Raw genomic sequence first — 18,048 nt, 5'->3', positions numbered from 1 at the left:
GGAGGGGACGGCTTTGCAAAACACTGAAGATCTTCTTTACAAACTATTGGCAGGCCAGCTGAAATCTGTCGGATTCTTTACAGAAAACGAGACACAGCCTGTATTGCAGGGGTTTTACGGCAGGTGGCTGGAAGAAAGCATCTCCATCTTGGTGCAAAAAGGCTTTTTGAAACAGTCAGGCAGTACGTATGTGTTAACAGGTCCGATAGAGCGTGCGGACGTGCTGTGGAAAGAATGGGATGAAAAGAAAGCTCCTTTACTCAAGGACAGCAGCAAACAGGCGATGATCACTTTAGTGGAGACAGCCCTCAGAGCTTTGCCGGATATTTTATCCGGCAGAGTTTCTGCCACTGATGTTCTGTTTCCTGATTCCTCAATGGAATTGGTAGAAGGAATTTATAAAAACAATGAAACGGCAGACTACTTTAATGAAGTGCTCGCTGACACATTGACGGCTTTCATTGATGAACGCCTGAAAGAAGACCCAAACGCAGAAATCCGGATATTAGAGATCGGAGCGGGGACGGGCGGGACAAGCGCGACCGTTTTCAAAAGATTAAAAGAGTACAAACATCATGTAAAAGAATATTGTTATACCGATCTGTCAAAGGCCTTTTTCATGCATGCTGAAAAAGAATACGGCCCCGACAATCCGTATTTGACTTATAAGCGCTTTAATGTGGAGGAGCCCCCGGCTTTGCAGGGTGTAGAGGTAGGCGCATATGACGCGGTGATTGCGGCAAATGTGCTTCACGCGACAAAAAATATTCGGCAGACGCTTCGCAATGCCAAAGCGGTGCTGAAAAAGAATGGGATTTTGCTATTAAATGAGATCAGCAGCCATTCGGTTTATTCTCACCTGACATTCGGTCTTTTAGAAGGCTGGTGGCTGTATGAAGACTCCGAACTGCGTATTCCCGGGTGCCCGGGGCTGTATCCTGAAGCGTGGCAGTCCGTGCTGGAAAGCGAGGGATATCGGTACGTTACATTTATGGCGGAATCGTCACATCAGCTCGGCCAGCAGATCGTGGCGGCAGAAAGCGACGGCGTCATCAGGCAAAAACAGCAGGATGCGCAGGCGGCTGAAGAAACTGCAGCTTCCAAAGAGCCGGCTGATTTCATAGAACCGGCTTTCTCAGTGACAGACCGGACCGTGCAATTCATAAAAGAAACGTTAGCCAAGTCGATAAAGCTTGCTCCCGAGCGCATTCAGCCGGAAACGAGCTTTGAAAAATACGGCATTGACTCCATTTTGCAGGTGAATTTCATCCGTGAACTGGAAACATTGACGGGCGAGCTGCCGAAAACGGTCTTATTTGAACACACGAATACGAAAGAACTTGCCGAGTATTTGCTGGAAACTTACCCGGATAAGCTTCAACAGGCATTTGGAGCTGAAGAAGCGCCTCCTGAAACGGAGCATCGGGAACCTGTAATGGCTGAACCGGTGCCGCTCGACACGGAAACGCGGCGATTTATCGCTGAACCAAAAGAGCCGGACGCGCCAAAGCCAGAAAAAGAAACCGCCGCCGCTAATCGCTCTGAACGTGACGACATTGCCATTATCGGCATCAGCGGCCGCTACCCTGAGTCTGAAACCCTTGATGAGCTGTGGGAGCATTTAAAAGCCGGAGACAGCTGTATTTCAGAAGCCCCGGAAAACAGATGGAAATTCGGTCTTCTGAAAACAATGGCAAAAGAAACACGAAAAGAAGATCGCAAAACAAGGTACGGCGGATTTCTGCAGCATATTGACGCTTTTGATCATCACTTGTTTGACATTAAGGAAGACCATGTGATGGAGATGACGCCTGAGCTCCGGTTAAGCCTTGAAACCGTATGGGAAACATTTGAGAATGGAGGCTACTCGTTAGAAAGATTAAACAAATGGCAGGAATCAGACAGCGGCATCGGTGTATTTATGGGCAGTATGTACAATCAATATTTCTGGAATATCCCGTCATTGGAAAAAGCCGCGCTCAGCTCTAACGGAGGGGATTGGCATATCGCCAACCGCATTTCTCACTTTTTCAATTTAACGGGTCCGAGCATGGGCGTTACGACCGCATGCTCCAGCTCACTGAGCGCCATCCATCTCGCCTGTGAGAGCCTGAAGCTTAACAGCTGTTCTATGGCGATTGCCGGAGGGGTCAATCTCACACTTGAACCGTCTAAATATGATGCGCTTGAACGGGCGAATTTGCTTGAACAGGGAAGTGAAAGTAAAAGCTTCGGAACCGGCACAGGCCTGATGCCGGGAGAAGGGGTCGGGGCAGTGCTATTGAAGCCGCTCTCCAAAGCGGTTGCCGACAGCGATCATATTTACGGCGTCATTAAAAGCAGCGCATTGTGCCATAGCGGCGGACGGCAGATGTACACGGCTCCGGATCCGAAACAGCAGGCGAAGCTCATGGCGGCTTCCATCAGCAAAGCCGGAATCAATCCGGAAACAATCAGTTATGTTGAATCAGCGGCAAACGGCTCTGTATTGGGAGATCCGATTGAGGTGATTGCCCTGACAAACGCGTTTTCGCAATATACCGGTAAAAAACGTTTTTGCGCGCTTGGATCCGTCAAGTCAAATCTCGGCCATTTAGAGGCGGCTTCCGGTATGTCCCAGCTCACGAAAGTGCTGCTGCAAATGGAGCGGGAAACGTTAGTTCCGACGATTAACGCAAAACCGCAAAATCCGAATATCTCGCTTGAAGAAACGGCCTTTTATCTGCAGGAGAAAACCGAGTATTGGGAGCGTCTGAAGGATGCCGAGACGGGAGACATCATCCCGCGGAGAAGCATGATCAATTCCTTCGGGGCAGGCGGGGCATATGCAAACCTGATCGTAGAAGAATATATCAGTCCGAATTCCGATCATGACCGTCATGGCAATGAGGAATATATTTTCCCCGTGTCAGCGAAAACGAAATGGAGTTTTGAAGCTTATCTTGACAGGCTGGCGGCTTTTTTAGAAAAAACGCCTTCACTTCATCCGGCCGCCATTGCATCCGCTCTGCAAAAAAGAACGCATCATTCGGAGTATCGGGCGGCATTTACGGCTTCTTCCGTACAGGAACTGCTGAACGAGCTGGTCTCTTACCGCGCGGATCAGCCGGGGCGGAGCCGTTCCGATTCTGCCGTCGGCCATCGGGCGAGGCAATGGGAAAAAGGAGAGAATATTGCATTTGATCAGTTGCAGCAAGAGCACGCCGTTCATTTGCCGGCTTATGCTTTTGACCGCCGGACTTCTTTTCAGTTCGGTGAATCAGAAAACGCTGCCGGCGTTCAGGTGATATACAGTGATGATGATCCATATGTGCAGGGGCATCAATTCAGCGGAGAACCTGTCCTCGTCGGTGCTACATACAAAAGCCTGGCAGCCGAGCAGTTTTATCATCACTTTCCTGAAGCGGAAGGAGGACAAATTAAAAAACTGAATTACGTCAATCCCATTGCCGTAAAAAAAGGCGATCGCATCGAGCTGAAAACGGAATCGAAGCAAAACGGGGATGCATTTGAACTGAGCATGATGTACCGCAGCCGCACGTCTCCTGATTGGAGCATAGCGGCGTATGCCGAGTGCAGTCCGTATCCGTTTCAGAAGCAGCACGCGGATCTGGCGGCCATTCAGCGTTCTTACCGGGAAGTGGGGATAGATAAGTTATACGGCGACGGCACGGGAACCGTCGTGTGGGGAGAAGAATTTAAAACGATCACACGCCTGTACAAAGGCACTGATGCGGTGTTAGCAAAGCTGAAACTGAATAATATCGCCTCACAACAAGCGCATCATTACGCCATAAATCCGTTAATCGCCAACAGTGCTTACTTGGCCGCGCTGTCTTTATTGGACCAAGCCGATGCGGAAAGCTATCTGCCGTTCGGCATTAATGCCGTTACCTTCAGCAGCCCAGCAGATCTCGTTGATTGCTGGCTGCACATCAAGCTGGCCAAACAAACAGGGGAAATGATCCTGTTTAACGCAGATGTCATCAGCAGCCGATCTGAAGTGGTGATGTGTTATGAAGGCTATGCCCTGAAACGGTTCCGTCCGGAAGTCAAACAGATCAATCAGCCGGCCCGAACGGCTCTTAAAAGCCCGGGGGATCTGGTTTCTGCCGGCAGTCTGACAGATCATATCCGCAGCTATGTCCTTGGCAAGCTTGCCAAGATGATGAGTGAACCTGTGCCATCCCTGCGTCCTGATGTAAATATTATGGAATTGGGGCTTGATTCAGCGAGCCTGATCGGACTGACAAAAGAGATCGGCCAAGAGGCAGAAATCGATGTGAATCCGACATTGTTTTTCGAGTACCCGACGGCAGAAGAGCTGACCCGCCACTTCGCGTCAGCATATGAGAGTAAGTTTTCTCAATTGCTTGCCGATCACAAACATACAGAAGAGGCTAAGGTCACGGAAACAGAAGAGCGCACTTTGCCGAAGGAACAGCATCGGCCTTGTGATAACGGTAATATCAAACAAGGAATCGCCATTATCGGTATGTCAGGCCAGTTTCCGCAATCTCCGGATATCCAGTCTTTTTGGGAGCACATTGTAAACGGAGATCACTGTATTTCAGAAATTCCGGCGAACCGCTGGGACTGGCGCCGTTACGCCGATGATGAGGATGACACAGGTCTCAGATGGGGCGGTTTTATTGACGGCGTCGGAGAATTTGACCCGCTCTTTTTCGGAATTTCTCCTAAAGAGGCTTCACAAATGGGGCCGGAGCAGTTTCTGCTTTTGATGCATACATGGAAGGCAATGGAGGATGCGGGCCTGACGAGTAAGACGTTATCAAGCAGACCGACGGGCGTTTTCGTTGCCGCGGGCAATAGCGACCCGAACAATGGAACAGCCATTCCGTCCATTATTCCGAACAGGATATCATATGCCTTGAATTTACAAGGACCGAGTGAATATTACGAGGCGGCCTGCACGTCAACACTAGTGGCTTTGCACAGGGCGGTTCAATCAATCCGTCATAACGAATGTGAGCAGGCTGTCGTGGGCGCCGCCAATATTCTGCAATCGCCGAAGGGCTTTATCGGTTTTGACGCAATGGGATATTTAAGCAAAAACGGCCGGGCGAAATCTTTCCAAAAAGATGCCGATGGCTTTGTCAGAAGTGAAGGCGCGGGCGCCATCATTATCAAACCGCTTGAGGCGGCAATTGAAGACGGCGATCATATTCACATGGTCATAAAAGGAACCGGGGTGTCGCATGGCGGTAAAGGCATGTCGCTTCACGCGCCGAATCCGGCGGGGATGAAGGCTGCGATGAAAAAAGCGTACGAAAACACCGATGTTGACCCGCAAACCGTCACATACATTGAAGCACACGGCATCGCCTCCGAAATGGCAGATGCGCTTGAGTTCAATGCAATCCAAGCGGGTTACGGCGAGTCTGCGAATGAGGAGGAAAGCGCGCCTTGTTACATCAGCACCGTGAAACCTTGCATCGGCCATGGCGAACTCGCTTCCGGACTGGCCGCCCTTATAAAAGTGGCGATGGCCATGAAACATCATACCATCCCGGGGATTCCCGGTTTCACAGCCGCAAATGAGCAAATGACCAATCAGCAAAGCCGCTTACGATTCACTGAAGACAATCAAGAATGGACACAGCTTACCGACCGTACAGGCAGTCCGATTCCGCGCAGGGCCGCAATTAACAGCTATGGATTCGGCGGCATGAATGCGCATGTCGTTTTGGAACAGTACAGTCCGATCCCTAAAGACAAAGAATCTGTGCATGAACCGCAGCTTATCGTGCTTTCTGCTAAGAGCGAAGGCCGGCTTAAGGCGGCTGCAGGTCAGCTGGCCGATTTCATACAAGCTGAACATACTCCGTCACTGCGGGATATTGCTTATACGCTCCAGACCGGCCGCGAGGCGATGCATTGCCGCCTGGCATTTGTTGCCCGCAATCAAGATGAACTGCTGGAAAAACTGAAAGACTACAGAGAGTTTTCCGGAGAAAGCAATGGAGTGAAAAGCTTCTTTACCGGCAGTCAGCAGACTGGAGCAGGAGACATCGGCATTTTACTGGAAGGGACGCTCGGTACAGTCGTCACGGAGACGCTTTTGGCTGAAAACAATCTGGAAAAGCTTGCATTTTGCTGGGTGAAAGGTGCGGATATACCGTGGGACAGACTCCATCAAGGCAAATCTGTTCAAAGAGTGCCGCTTCCGACATATCCTTTTGAAAAACAGAAGTATTGGAACGGCAGTCAGACGGAAGACATCAGCCTTGAACCGATTCTAGAGAATCAACAGTTCCGCCGCGGGGGCGCGGCTGACATAGTGGCTGACATTTTAGGAATGGACGCAGCGGAAATGGATCCAAATAAGCCGCTGACTGAATACGGCTTCGATTCAATGTCCTGTATTCAGCTTCTGAAAAAACTTGAAGACACAGACTGCCGAATAAGTCTGGAAGCTCTTCAGAACTGCGGCACTCTTCAGGAGCTCAGCTTGCTGTTAAAAACGAACCAATCGCAGGATGGGGAAGGGAAATTTCCCGAACTCGTCAAGCTGAATGAAAGAGAAACAGGACGTCCTGTTTTCTGGTTTCATGGAGGAACGGGAGGCGTCGAAGCGTATCAGCCATTCGCTAAAAAAAGCCAGCGTCCTTTTTACGGCATTCAGGCAAGAGGTTTGACAGGGAAAGATCCGCTGCAAGGAATCGGAGAGATGGCCGCTTCTTATGCGAGAATCATTCAAGCGGTACAGCCGAAAGGCCCTTATGACCTCGGCGGATATTCCTTGGGCGGAATGCTCGCATATGAAACGGCGCGCCTTTTGCAGGAGGAAGGTCATACGGTGAAAAGCGCCGTCATGATTGATACCCCGTATAGTGAAAAATGGAAAGAAAGAAAACCATCTGTCAAGTCAGTCATGCTGCAAACGATCAATACGATGCTTACGGCATATCTCAAGCCTGAAAATCCTGAAGACGCATTAATCAGCAGGGAAGACATTAACGTGCAGGCTGGGGAAGAGGCTGTATTGAATGAATTGATCAGCCTTGCCAAAGAGCGCGGACTGCCAAAACCGGAAGAAGCGATCCGGATGCAGATGGAGCAAATGATGAAGACGCAGCTTGCTTACGGAATGGAAGAGTATGATATGAAGCCGCTGCCGCATCCGGAAACGCTGCAGTGCTACTATTTCCGTAATAAAAGCGGCTTGTTCCTCGGAGATCTTGAACGTTATCTGACAGCAGAGGAAGAACAAAATCTGTTAGACCATGAGGCGTATTGGGAAGAATGGGAACGGCAGATAAAACAATTTCACCTGCTGGATGTTCATTCTTCTAATCATGTTACAATGCTGTCGGAATCAAAGCCGCAAAACGCCATTAAGGCATTCTGTGAAAAACTGTACGCAAATAAAGGAACAATAAGCGCCAATTTCCTTAATTCTTTCAGAAAAAAGCTGGACGAAACAAATGAGTTGGTAAAACGGTAATATAGAAAGAGCTGCCGGAGCAATCCGGCAGCTCTTTTTGACTAATGAGAACTAAATTTACTATGTACTAAATTTTCATAGTAATTTGTTGTCTCCTGTTAATAAGATATTTAAAAACCCCCAAATATGGGGGCGGATATTATAATCTGACAGGCAGTGCTTCAAGCCCTCTTAAAAACACATTCTTTCTCCATGATAAATCCTCAGGCGCTCCCTTCAGCTCTATATTCGGAAACCGTTTTAAAAGCGCTGTAAAGGCAATGGATGCTTCCATCCGGGCGAGCGGAGCTCCGAGACAGAAATGAATGCCGAAGCCAAAAGAGATATGGCGGTTCGGTGTTCTCGCTATATTTAATGTATCAGGATCATCAAAATATTCCGGGTCCCGATTGGCTGAACCGATGCCGATAAATATCATATCGCCTTTTTTAATGGAAACATCTTTATAGGTGAAATCTTCAATCGCCCAGCGATTCGCCATCATGATGACGGGAGAGGTATAACGCAAAAGCTCTTCGACCGCCGTCTGAATAGTTTCAGGCTGCCGCTTTATCTTCTCCAGCTGGTCTTTGTGCAAAAGAAGCGCCAGTGTGCCGGAGCCGAGAAGGTTAACCGTTGTTTCAAGTCCGGCAACGACTAACAAAAACAGCATGGAATAAAGCTCTGATTCACTCAGCTTTTGGCCGTCCTCTTCTGCGTAAATCAGCTTGCTCGTCAAGTCTTCACCCGGATGTATTCTTTTTTCTTCGATCAGTGTTTTCATATATTGTTTAAACTCTCTGAGCGCCTGATTGGTCGCTTCTCGTCCGCTTTCTGACGTGTCGACCATCGCGTTTGTCCACACCTGAAATGAGGCGCGGTCCTCTTTCGGAATTCCGAGCAGCTCTGAAATGACGATAAACGGAAGCGGAGCGGCGAAATCTCTCATGATATCAGGATCTGTTTTTGTTTCCATTTCATCCAGCAGCTCTTCTGTAATCCGTTCTATCCCGGTGCGAAGCTGCTCAATCATCCGGGGAGTGAACCCCTGATGCACCAAAGACCGCAGGCGTGAATGATCCGGCGGGTCCTTTGCCAGCATATGCTCTGATACAAAATCGATATCTTCACTGACATTCAGCTTCGCGATCAGCTCCTTCGGCATGACCCGTTTTACATCTCTCGTAATTCTGCTGTCCTTTAAAAACGCCATACAATCATCATAACGCGTGATAAGCCAAGCCGGAAAGGTGCCTCCGAAACGCTGCAGTTCGAATTTATGTATGGGATCCTGCTCTCTGAATGTGCTTAAAACCGCAAAAGGGTTTTCGTGAAACTCGGATGAGTGTGGATGAAACATTATTTTTTCCATCGTGATTTCCCCGCCTTCATGTTTTTAAGAAAGACTTAAGACATAACAAACTGCCGGTGCCGGCCGGCCGGTCGGCATTCCTCCTTTTATCCGCTGAAGACACTGATTACAACGGCGCATAAGTATGTCTAAAATATATAAGGAATCAGAAGCTTGTTCAATAGAAAAACCGTAAAGCCGTCATTTTCGTTGGTTATCACCAAAACAGCAAACTTTTTTTACCAATTCATCATGTGTGCCGAATCCGGCTAATATACATATTTACGCTTCATATCAACTTCTTAAGGAGGCTGTGAATGACTGCGTTTATGAAATGGGCGGCAAGTCTGCTTTTGGTGATCTCTCTTCAGTTCAGCTTTATGAGCGCCGGCACTTCGGAGAATACTGCCCGAGCCGCGTCCAGATACGATCAGGTGCTTTATTTCCCGCTGTTAAAATATCCGGAGACGGGAAATCATATAAAAGACGCCATTTCGGCAGGGCACTCTGACATTTGTACAATTGATCGCGGCGGAGCTGAGGATAGAAGGAAAGAATCATTGAAAGGAATTCCGACAAAGCCCGGATTTGACCGTGATGAATGGCCGATGGCGGTCTGTACAGAAGGCGGAGCTGGAGCTGATATCAGATATGTAACCCCTTCGGACAATCGCGGGGCCGGCTCATGGGTTGGAAATCAAATGAGCAGGTATTCCGACGGCACGAAAGTATTATTTATCGTTCAGTAATCTTCTCCGGCGCGCCGGAGTTTTTTTATGCTATGAAAAGGCGGCGTACCGGCTGGACATATGAAATGGCGAAGAGTAAACTTATATGTTGGACTCAGCATGAGAAAGGATTGGATCACATTGACGGTGACTACATACCGAAATATTGCACTTTTGCTTCTTTGTTTAACTGCGGGAATTGTGGATGTGATCGGTTATTTAAGTTTAGGACACGTCTTTACCGCCAACATGACGGGGAACATCGTTTTGTTCGGCATGGCGATCGGCAACTCATGGCACCTTGCCGTACTCAAATCTTTAACCTCGTTAATCGGATTTATTGCAGGCGTTATTGCCGCGGCTTGGCTTGTCGGCAATAAACAGAAATCATTCTGGCCCCCTGCGGTCACTGCCGCATTGATCATTGAAGGGGCTGTTTTGCTTTTGTTTGCTCTGTTCTCCTGCTTTTTTGCAGAATCCATTTCTGTTTATGTGCTGATTATGCTGCTCAGCTTCGCAATGGGAATGCAGACAACAGCCGCGCGAAAACTTGGTGTAGCCGGGATTTCCACGACTGTATTAACGGGAACGCTTGCTAATTTTTTTGAAGATCTCACCGCAAGGTTTTACAAAGCGGACAAGCGGAAGCAGTTTACGAGAGATGCGGTATTGCGCGCGCTTGCCTTGGTGCTGTATTGCTTTGGGGCGGTTATCGGCGCATTTGCCGAACCGAATTATAAATTCGCCGTGATCTGGCTCCCGATTATTATTATTTTAGGTATTATGCTTTGTGCATTTACAATGTTCCACGGTTACTCGGAAGAAAAAAAACAATAAAAAAACGCCGCTGATTCACGGCGTTTTTTTTCGTTTTATTGCTCTTTTCGGGTCCCGATTGTATAAACGGCCCGATCTGTATGTACCTTTAATCCGTCTTGCTCTTTTTGGATGGTAATCTCGCCGAGCAAAGGGATTTCATACGCATCTTGAGGGAGCGGGACATTTCCTTCCTCCGTATAGGTTGTGCCGTGTCCTTTTAGGACGAGTTCTTCGTCAGCTACATAGTCATCGGGATGATTTGTCCGGCGGACGAGAACATCATCAAGGTGAAGCATGATCTGGTCCATATCAGAAATCTCGTTCCGGCTGTCTGTCAGCTCTCCTTTTCTGATATCAAGAGTTTGTCCGATCTGCTTTTGCAGCCATTCTGACAGTTCGGTGTTTGTAAGTGCCATTGATATTCCTCCTTTTATCTACACCATACTTATTCCCTATTTTTTTAGAAATACACTGCTCCGCTTAATCTTTTTTTCTGACAGCCGGTTTTGAAGAGTTACTAGTTTCTTCATTATAATTGTTTACTAAAAACGGGGTCATCTTCCGGTGCAGACGACCCCGTTTACTCATCATATAAAGATTATTCTTTCGGCACGGCGTTTTCGGCGTTCACTGCACCCGCTCCGTAAATGTTCGGATCTTCATTTGTCCATTTATCCGGACTTTCCTTGATCAGTGTTTTTACTTCGTCAGGCGTAAGCTGCGGGTTCTGCTGAAGGATTAAAGCGGCAATGCCCGCACAGATCGGAGTGGCCATCGACGTGCCCGACAGACTGAAATACAATGACCCTACACGATTTGATTTTTGTAATTTGTCAAGGTATGAACGAGGTGAACGAAGGGACACGATATCGACTCCGGGCGCGAGAATATCAGGCTTTTCTTTTCCGTACACCGTCGGGCCGCGGCTTGAGAAAGAAGCAGCCGTATCGTCTTCATTCGCGGCCGTATCATTGTCATCATAGGCGCCTACCGTGATGACCTTCTCACTGACGCCGGGGCTTGAAATCGTTTGAGCTTCCGGACCGGAATTGCCCGCAGCGACGCAGACGACGATTCCTGCGTTCCATGCTTCTTCAACGGCCTTGACGAGCGGATCGTCCGTTTCTTTGTCATATCTGAGCGCTTCTCCGCCCAGCGACATGCTGATGATCCGGATCGGATTGTCAGTGTGTTTTTTATTATATTGTATGCACCATTCCACACCTTCAATGATATCAGCCAAGGTTCCCGATCCGGTTTTGTTTAAAACTTTGACACCGATCAGATTGGCTTCCGGCGCGGGTCCCTGATATTTTCCGGAAGACGATGCGCCGCTGCTCGCGATATCACCGGCGCAATGGGTACCGTGGCCGTTGTCATCATACGGTTCCGTCCTTTGATTCACAAAGTCTGCAAATCCGGTAATTCTTCCTTTTAAATCGGGGTGCTGATAGATTCCGGTATCAATGACGGCAACGGTTACGCCTTTTCCTGTTAATACGGTGCCGTTTCGGGTCACTTCTTTTGCATGTGATGATTCGGCTGCCGTATCGAGAAGTGCTTTTACTTCCCGGTTTAAATAGACTTTACGGATATCCCGGCATTGAGAAAGAAGCATGTGAAGGGCGGCCGGGGTGACTTCAGCGCTGCAGCAATTAATTGTGTGAAACTGCTTTTTGATCGTGCAGCGTTTCTCATTTGACAGGATCTGGCCTGTGCTGTGAAACCCGGATTCATGGCAGCCTTCCTCGAATTCAATGATGACTGACATTTTCTTTCTGTTTTTCACCTTTTTTTCGAAAAAACGATGGAGAAAGCAAGGCGTCCATTTGAAAGGTTTATATAACTGTAATACATTTTCTCTGAGCGGCCCGTCCAGCTTATGAGCATTTGACCGAACCATTTGTACCATTGAGTAACCAAACATATATACTTTTCCTCCCATTCTGGCGATTCTCTCTATACCATATGAACAGGCAGTATATTCGGTCAGTTTGTTTGTCCTTTCAGAGAGCTGGTTACTTGCGGCTTTTTTACTTGAAAAAGAACATTTGTTCTCTTATAATGAAACCGACAGAAGGAGGTATATACATGAACATAATATTGAGACATTCCTTGGAAAAGCAGCTTCCGATTGATATTATATATATGAAAAAAGACGGCTCCATTTCAAAACGGACCATTATTATTAAAAAAGGGGATGAGCGGGCTGTAACGGCATTTTGCTGTACAAAAAGGCAGATGAGAACTTTTTTGACGGGCTCCATTCTGTCCTGCGCATTTGCTTCGGGAGACGGATATTCATTTTTAAAAGCGTATTCTTGATGCCGGATGTTTCCGGCTGTGAATCTCCCGCCCCTGAAAATTCGGGCATTCCTCCCTTTTTTTTTGCCTCTCTCAACCTTTTTTCACTGATGCCCGGCATTTGAGCGCTTGAACCGTGACCATCCATTGATTTTTCGAAACCGGGAAGTTTTTCACTGATGATAATGTTAATAGAATGTTAAGATAAGACCTATTGACAAAAATCCAAATAATGAATATCTCATTTTTCAGAAAGGAGCAAAGAAGGAGAGCTGATGAAAAGAATAATACTTAATGTCATCATTATCGTAGCAATGGTCTTACTAATAAGATGTGCTCACTATGCGTCAGACCCTGATCCCTCGAATTCTTCAGATACATACACAGATTTTAAAGATCTGGCTGAACATGAAGACCCCGATGATTATCATATATCGTACAATAAGCGAGAGGGGAGCCCTGTATTGATCATGTCGCCGCACGGAGGGAGAATTGAGGGCGGGGTGAGCGAGATCGTCCGCTCTTTCAGAGATGATTATTCAACCTACCTGTTTGAGGGGTTAAAAGCGCATGATAACCAGACTCTTCATATTACGAGCACCAAGTTCGATGAGCCTTTAGCAGTCGAAAGCATTAAGCAGCACCATTATGTGATCGCAGTTCACGGTTATAAAGGCGACGAGAAAAATACCCTTGTCGGAGGAAGCGACCGGAAGCGGGCGGAAAAATTGGTGAGAGCTTTCAAACGAAATGGATTTCCTGCAGAATTGGCAACCTCAAAAACTGGTCTGGCCGGGGTTGACACAGAAAATATCAATAATCAGGCGCAAACAGGTCTGAGCATACAGCTTGAGATCAGCAGAGAACAGCGGGAAGCGTTTTTTGATAATTTCGACTACCGTGAAAGAGAATTCACAAAAACAGACGAATTTTACCGGTTTGTCCGTACGATAAAAAGAGTAATCAATCAAGAGTATTCATGAGCTTATCATAAGACAAACCAGTGAAAGATGAGTAAACTTGAAAAAAAGGAGGATGGTCCCTTGGCAAAACATCATTTTTATTTAAAAGCAAATTGGCCCGGAAATCGGAATGACGTCGGCGACATTAAAAGCGGCCGGCTGGAAACGGCTGTGTCCATTCCTAAGGAAATGGACGGTCCGGGAGAAGGCACAAACCCTGATGAGATGCTGCTTGGAGCGGCCGCGACCTGTTATATTATAACGCTTGCGGCAATGATGGAAAGAAGCGGTCTGGATAAAGAAGAGTTACATATGGAATCTGAAGGAATTGTAGATGTAACAAACGGTGTGTTCACGTATCAAAAAATCATTCACCGCCCGTTTATATTATTAAAGCCGGATGCAAACGAAACGGATTTTGCACTGGCCAGGAAGTTAGCGCAAAAAGCGGAATCATCGTGTATGATTTCACGAGCGGTTCAGGGAAACGTGGAGATGGAGCTTGAGGTTGAAGTAAAAGCCGCCCGCGCATGACGAATTCAAACGGTCAGCTCCGGGCCGTTTGATTTTTTTTCGTTTTTTGAGATTTGGAACGGTTGAGCAGGATGACGCCCGTGATGACCAACACAAGACCGGCCATCATTTTGATCGTCATGGCTTCCTTAAAAACAATAAAGCCGACGATTGCAGTTAAAGCCGTGCCGACACCTGACCATGTCGCGTATGCGGTGGATAAATCAAGGCTTTTCAATGAAAAGCTCAAAAACATAAAAGAGGCTCCGATTCCGGCAATGACGCCGAGAGCGGGCCACAGGTGCGTAAAACCGTCCGACAGCTTCAGCATCGTGCTCCCGAACACTTCTGATACAATGGCTAATGCCAAGCAAAGTAATCCTTTCATCAGCATGCCTCTCCTTTCTACCAATTCATCAAAATGACACCGGCCAATAAGAAAAAGAGTCCGAAGACAGCCTGCTTGTCCAATTTTTCCTGAAACCACTTCGCTCCGATAATGGACGCAAGCACCGTTCCGGCCCCGCTCCATGTGGCATAGGATAAGCTGAGCGGAATAAGATTCAGTGTCAGTGAAAGCATATAAAAGGCCAATGAATAGCCAGCCACTACAAGCGCGCTCGGCACAAACCGCGTAAATCCGCGGGAGACCTTCAGCATGGCCGCACCCATTGACTCTGATAAAATAGCAATTGTGAGGAAGATATAACCCAGAATCATATCCAATCCCCCTCTCATCATCATCTTTCATGCCTTTTGTTTAAGGCAGTAAAATAAAATAATATCCGAACTTTACCCGGCAAGTCAAGACATTCGGCCTATATAAAAAGGCCCCTGAAAGGAGCCCTTTTTGATTGTCTTAGTAGTAATACGGATAACCTCCGTACGGATAGTAAGGGTAGCCGTAACCTCCGTACAAATACGGATTGAACAAAGCGCTTCCGACAAGTCCCCCGACAAGCCCTCCGACAAACGGTCCGCCGTAAAAACCAAACGGACGTCCGAACCCGCCAAACCAAGGCCGGCCAAAACCAAAACCCGGCCGTCCGAATCCGAAGCCGAATCCGGGACGTCCGAAGCCGAATCCGGGACGTCCGAACCCGAATCCAGGCCGGCCGAACCCAAATCCAGGCCGTCCAAACTGTCTCATATCACTATCTGCTGCGTATGCGTATTCTTCATTCATAATTAAGGTACCTCCAAGAATAAATTTTAGATGATAACAGAGTATTCAGCCCACCAATTTTTGATTGGGCGTTTATCAAAAAAATAAAGGAGTGAGCTTTTGTGGGCCTGTATCAGTCCGATTGGTCAAAAAAACCTCCGCACACACACGCTTACCGGGCTGTAACGGATGTTGTGCAGGGGCATTACCATTTGATCGAAGGCTTCTCACAGCCTGAGAACGGCAGCAATACAGATCAGCATACACATTTCTATACGGGCATCACCTCATTTGAAAACGGCCATTTCCACAGATATTACGGTATTTCCGGCCCTGCCATTCCGAGAGCTGACGGAACGCATTACCATGAGCTTTCAGAGACCACCTTTGCCGCCTACAATGAGCCGATTCAGATCCAGTACGGCGGCGTCGTTTACGATCCGCGGGAGGAAGGCCGGAAAACGCACCGCCACACGCTCAAGGGAAAAACGAAAGAGGTTGTCGGCAACGAGCCGATCGGGTGGTAATTGACGTTTAGCGCTCAGGAAAAAGGGCAAAATGGATAGGTGCATGGAGCAATGAATGCTATAATTAGGGGGAGATTTATAAAAGAGAGTGATACATATTGAAAAATACAAAACAGCCTGTCGTCATACTTGTCGGCCCGACGGCAGTCGGAAAAACAAAACTGAGCATCGGACTCGCAAAAATGCTGAATGCGGAAATCATCAGCGGGGATTCCATGCAGGTATATAAAGGGATGGACATCGGAACGGCCAAAGTCACCGAAGAAGAGACAGAAGGCGTGCCGCATCATCTGATTGATATTTTGGAGCCGTCCGACACGTTTTCAACGGCTGATTATCAAAAAATGGTGAGAGAAAAAATCAGCGAGATTGCCGCCAGAGGAAAGCTCCCGATGATTGTCGGAGGGACGGGTCTGTACATCCAGTCTGTGCTGTATGATTATACGTTTACGGAACACTCCGGTGATCCTTTATTCAGGGAGCGCATGGAGAAACTGGCTGCCGAAGAAGGGGCTGAGGCTCTTCATGCCAAACTTGCGGCGGCCGATCCGGAAGCAGCGGCAGCCATTCATCAAAACAATACGCGAAGAGTCATCCGCGCTCTCGAAATTCTGCACATATCGGGCAAAACAATGTCAGAACATCTTAAAACTCAAAAACGGGAGCTGCTTTACAATGCGGTGCTCATCGGTCTTACAATGGACAGAGAAGTGCTGTACGGCCGGATTAACGAGCGTGTTGACCTGATGATGGAAGCCGGCCTTCTTGAGGAAGTCAAGCGGCTGTATGATATGAATATCCGGGACAGCCAATCGATTCAGGCGATCGGCTATAAAGAGCTGTATGAATATCTTGATGGAAAAGTGCCGCTTTCTCAGGCCGTGGAGCAATTAAAACAAAATTCAAGACGTTATGCGAAACGCCAGCTGACCTGGTTTCGCAATAAAATGTCCGTTTCATGGACCGATATGACGCCGCCTGTTGTTCTTGAACAGAAAAAAAAGGAAATTTTCGAGTGTATAGCAGGAAAACTGGAAATTTAATCGAAACAGTATTGTATTGAGAACCAAGGAGGACGAAACATGAAACCGATTAATATTCAGGATCAGTTTTTGAATCAAATCCGAAAAGACAATACGTTCGTCACGGTATTTTTACTCAACGGCTTTCAGCTTCGCGGCCAGGTAAAAGGCTTTGACAACTTTACCGTCTTACTCGAAACGGAGGGGAAGCAGCAGCTTATTTATAAACATGCCATCTCCACGTTCGCCCCGCAAAAAAACGTTCAGCTTGAGCTTGAATAGACTTTTGCCAAAGACCATGAACAATGGTCTTTTTCTATGCGCATCTGTATATTGCCGGCTGTATATCGGCAACATAAAAGGGGGCTTGGAAAACGATGTTCGAAAGTGAGAATGAACTGAGAAGAATCAGGATAACGCTTGTCTGGATCGCTGTTTTTTTGCTGTTTGGAGCATGCAGCAATCATGAAACGGTGGTGACGGATGATGACGGCGGCTCGGCGGATGCCGAACCGCAGACAGAAGGCACGGTGCAGCTGGAGCATAACCATTTCGGCGTCGTCGAAGACGGTTATTTAAAAATATATCGTTACGACGAAAAAACGAATAAAGTCAAACTGAAAAAAGAAACGACGTTAGATGAGCTTGAATAAATTTCACAAGCTTTCGAATTTACAAAGCGGGCCGCACAAGCTACACTAGGTACTGACATTGATCATGCAGAGGGTGAGACGATTGAAACACAAGGTGATAATCAACCATTGGGAAGAAACCTGTGAAGATGATTCCTGCTATGAATATGGAACCAGCATCATTGTTGACGGCAAAGAACTGCTCAGAGAGGCTTCCATCACAAGCGCTCTGAAAGCCGTGCTGAAAGAAATCGGTGCTGATGCGGAAATAGAAGAGACCGTTGAAAGCGAAAAAAAATGTGATTCTTACAAAAAATAAGAATAAAAGTCTAGACTACTAAGCAGTTTTTTTTCATGTTATGATAGACATCGGCTTACACATGACACCTTGAGTAGGATGAGAGATGATTCTCGTTCTGCTCTCTTTTTTGGGCGTTAATCGGGGCAGAACCAAGGTCCGCTCTTTCAAAAATATGAACTTTTTATAAATCGATCTCAATATGTTGTGTTTTTCTGAGAGGTTAGTATACTATATATAGTGTTAAGAGATTCATTATTTTTGATAGGTCGTGATAAGG

17 protein-coding genes are annotated in these 18,048 nt (G+C 47.3%); 11 read left to right on the top strand and 6 right to left on the bottom strand.

Translation table 11 applies throughout. The annotated features are described in order from the left end of the window. The first annotated feature begins 13 nt into the window (after positions 1-13). Positions 14-7,468, top strand: a complete 7,455-nt coding sequence (locus ACH32G_RS00695; protein WP_448813892.1) for a beta-ketoacyl synthase N-terminal-like domain-containing protein — start codon at positions 14-16, stop codon at positions 7,466-7,468. Positions 7,469-7,607: 139 nt separating this feature from the next. Here ACH32G_RS00695 and ACH32G_RS00690 read toward each other — a convergent pair whose 3' ends face one another. Continuing rightward, positions 7,608-8,819, bottom strand: a complete 1,212-nt coding sequence (locus tag ACH32G_RS00690; RefSeq protein WP_448813891.1) for a cytochrome P450 family protein — start codon at positions 8,817-8,819, stop codon at positions 7,608-7,610. Positions 8,820-9,115: 296 nt separating this feature from the next. Between ACH32G_RS00690 and ACH32G_RS00685 the strand changes: the two genes are divergently transcribed. Both ACH32G_RS00685 and ACH32G_RS00680 read left to right on the top strand, forming a co-directional pair. Continuing rightward, complete coding sequence (locus ACH32G_RS00685) at positions 9,116-9,547, top strand: NucA/NucB deoxyribonuclease domain-containing protein (RefSeq protein ID WP_016936037.1); 432 nt, start codon at positions 9,116-9,118, stop codon at positions 9,545-9,547. A gap of 60 nt (positions 9,548-9,607) precedes the next feature. Continuing rightward, on the top strand, positions 9,608-10,363 hold the full coding sequence (locus tag ACH32G_RS00680; RefSeq protein ID WP_032864741.1) for a YoaK family protein: 756 nt from the start codon (positions 9,608-9,610) through the stop codon (positions 10,361-10,363). A gap of 35 nt (positions 10,364-10,398) precedes the next feature. On the opposite strand, the gene ACH32G_RS00675 is transcribed toward ACH32G_RS00680, so the two are convergent. Both ACH32G_RS00675 and ACH32G_RS00670 read right to left on the bottom strand, forming a co-directional pair. Further along, positions 10,399-10,761, bottom strand: a complete 363-nt coding sequence (locus ACH32G_RS00675) for a hypothetical protein (protein WP_016936035.1) — start codon at positions 10,759-10,761, stop codon at positions 10,399-10,401. A 182-nt stretch (positions 10,762-10,943) separates the two neighbouring features. Next, entirely contained in the window at positions 10,944-12,272 is a 1,329-nt protein-coding gene (locus tag ACH32G_RS00670) for a S8 family peptidase (RefSeq protein WP_327814282.1), read from the bottom strand. Positions 12,273-12,436: 164 nt separating this feature from the next. Here ACH32G_RS00670 and ACH32G_RS00665 point away from each other — a divergent pair, with 164 nt between their 5' ends. From ACH32G_RS00665 to ACH32G_RS00655, 3 genes are all read left to right on the top strand, one after another. After that, positions 12,437-12,670, top strand: coding sequence for a hypothetical protein (locus ACH32G_RS00665; RefSeq protein WP_016936033.1), 234 nt, complete (start codon positions 12,437-12,439; stop codon positions 12,668-12,670). A 254-nt stretch (positions 12,671-12,924) separates the two neighbouring features. Beyond that, on the top strand, positions 12,925-13,632 hold the full coding sequence (locus ACH32G_RS00660; RefSeq protein WP_045926688.1) for a poly-gamma-glutamate hydrolase family protein: 708 nt from the start codon (positions 12,925-12,927) through the stop codon (positions 13,630-13,632). A gap of 60 nt (positions 13,633-13,692) precedes the next feature. Beyond that, positions 13,693-14,145 (top strand): OsmC family protein, encoded by a 453-nt coding sequence (locus ACH32G_RS00655; protein WP_045926687.1) that lies wholly within the window; start codon positions 13,693-13,695, stop codon positions 14,143-14,145. A 13-nt stretch (positions 14,146-14,158) separates the two neighbouring features. Here the strand turns inward: ACH32G_RS00655 and erbB are convergent, their stop codons facing one another. The 3 genes from erbB to ACH32G_RS00640 all read right to left on the bottom strand — a co-directional run bounded on the left by erbB (position 14,159) and on the right by ACH32G_RS00640 (position 15,310). Next, positions 14,159-14,512, bottom strand: a complete 354-nt coding sequence (gene erbB / locus ACH32G_RS00650) for an SMR family multidrug efflux transporter EbrB (RefSeq protein ID WP_223152198.1) — start codon at positions 14,510-14,512, stop codon at positions 14,159-14,161. A gap of 17 nt (positions 14,513-14,529) precedes the next feature. Continuing rightward, positions 14,530-14,844, bottom strand: a complete 315-nt coding sequence (gene erbA / locus ACH32G_RS00645; RefSeq protein WP_064778945.1) for an SMR family multidrug efflux transporter EbrA — start codon at positions 14,842-14,844, stop codon at positions 14,530-14,532. A 139-nt stretch (positions 14,845-14,983) separates the two neighbouring features. After that, on the bottom strand, positions 14,984-15,310 hold the full coding sequence (locus ACH32G_RS00640) for a hypothetical protein (protein ID WP_049628517.1): 327 nt from the start codon (positions 15,308-15,310) through the stop codon (positions 14,984-14,986). 101 nt (positions 15,311-15,411) lie between these two features. On the opposite strand from ACH32G_RS00640, the gene ACH32G_RS00635 reads away from it, so the two are divergent. The 5 genes from ACH32G_RS00635 (at position 15,412) to ACH32G_RS00615 (ending at position 17,789) form a co-directional block, all read left to right on the top strand. After that, positions 15,412-15,816 carry a YmaF family protein gene (locus ACH32G_RS00635; protein ID WP_016936026.1) on the top strand — a complete coding sequence of 135 codons (405 nt, stop codon included), beginning with the start codon at positions 15,412-15,414 and terminating at the stop codon, positions 15,814-15,816. Positions 15,817-15,914: 98 nt separating this feature from the next. Further along, complete coding sequence (miaA, locus tag ACH32G_RS00630; protein ID WP_448813890.1) at positions 15,915-16,859, top strand: tRNA (adenosine(37)-N6)-dimethylallyltransferase MiaA; 945 nt, start codon at positions 15,915-15,917, stop codon at positions 16,857-16,859. Positions 16,860-16,898: 39 nt separating this feature from the next. Continuing rightward, positions 16,899-17,120, top strand: coding sequence for an RNA chaperone Hfq (gene hfq, locus ACH32G_RS00625; protein WP_003154064.1), 222 nt, complete (start codon positions 16,899-16,901; stop codon positions 17,118-17,120). A gap of 95 nt (positions 17,121-17,215) precedes the next feature. Beyond that, positions 17,216-17,491 carry a YmzC family protein gene (locus ACH32G_RS00620; protein ID WP_045926683.1) on the top strand — a complete coding sequence of 92 codons (276 nt, stop codon included), beginning with the start codon at positions 17,216-17,218 and terminating at the stop codon, positions 17,489-17,491. Between the two features lie 82 nt (positions 17,492-17,573). After that, a complete protein-coding gene (locus ACH32G_RS00615) occupies positions 17,574-17,789 on the top strand; it encodes a hypothetical protein (RefSeq protein WP_016936023.1) in 216 nt (71 codons plus the stop codon). Positions 17,790-18,048: the final 259 nt, after the last annotated feature.

The sequence above is a fragment of the Bacillus sp. CIS52 genome (assembly GCF_053545315.1).
The sequence above is the reverse complement of the archived record's forward strand: the minus strand, read 5'-3'. Positions and strand labels throughout refer to the sequence as shown.

What these genes read in the sequence shown, in the direction of transcription:
- erbA (WP_064778945.1), bottom strand. Translation starts at nt 14,844, where the DNA reads ATGATTCTGGGTTATATCTTCCTCACAATTGCTATTTTATCAGAGTCA.
- hfq (WP_003154064.1), top strand. Translation starts at nt 16,899, where the DNA reads ATGAAACCGATTAATATTCAGGATCAGTTTTTGAATCAAATCCGAAAA.
- ACH32G_RS00660 (WP_045926688.1), top strand. Translation starts at nt 12,925, where the DNA reads ATGAAAAGAATAATACTTAATGTCATCATTATCGTAGCAATGGTCTTA.
- ACH32G_RS00620 (WP_045926683.1), top strand. Translation starts at nt 17,216, where the DNA reads ATGTTCGAAAGTGAGAATGAACTGAGAAGAATCAGGATAACGCTTGTC.
- ACH32G_RS00670 (WP_327814282.1), bottom strand. Translation starts at nt 12,272, where the DNA reads ATGTTTGGTTACTCAATGGTACAAATGGTTCGGTCAAATGCTCATAAG.
- ACH32G_RS00690 (WP_448813891.1), bottom strand. Translation starts at nt 8,819, where the DNA reads ATGGAAAAAATAATGTTTCATCCACACTCATCCGAGTTTCACGAAAAC.
- ACH32G_RS00685 (WP_016936037.1), top strand. Translation starts at nt 9,116, where the DNA reads ATGACTGCGTTTATGAAATGGGCGGCAAGTCTGCTTTTGGTGATCTCT.
- ACH32G_RS00675 (WP_016936035.1), bottom strand. Translation starts at nt 10,761, where the DNA reads ATGGCACTTACAAACACCGAACTGTCAGAATGGCTGCAAAAGCAGATC.
- ACH32G_RS00680 (WP_032864741.1), top strand. Translation starts at nt 9,608, where the DNA reads ATGAAATGGCGAAGAGTAAACTTATATGTTGGACTCAGCATGAGAAAG.
- ACH32G_RS00665 (WP_016936033.1), top strand. Translation starts at nt 12,437, where the DNA reads ATGAACATAATATTGAGACATTCCTTGGAAAAGCAGCTTCCGATTGAT.
- erbB (WP_223152198.1), bottom strand. Translation starts at nt 14,512, where the DNA reads ATGAAAGGATTACTTTGCTTGGCATTAGCCATTGTATCAGAAGTGTTC.
- ACH32G_RS00640 (WP_049628517.1), bottom strand. Translation starts at nt 15,310, where the DNA reads ATGAATGAAGAATACGCATACGCAGCAGATAGTGATATGAGACAGTTT.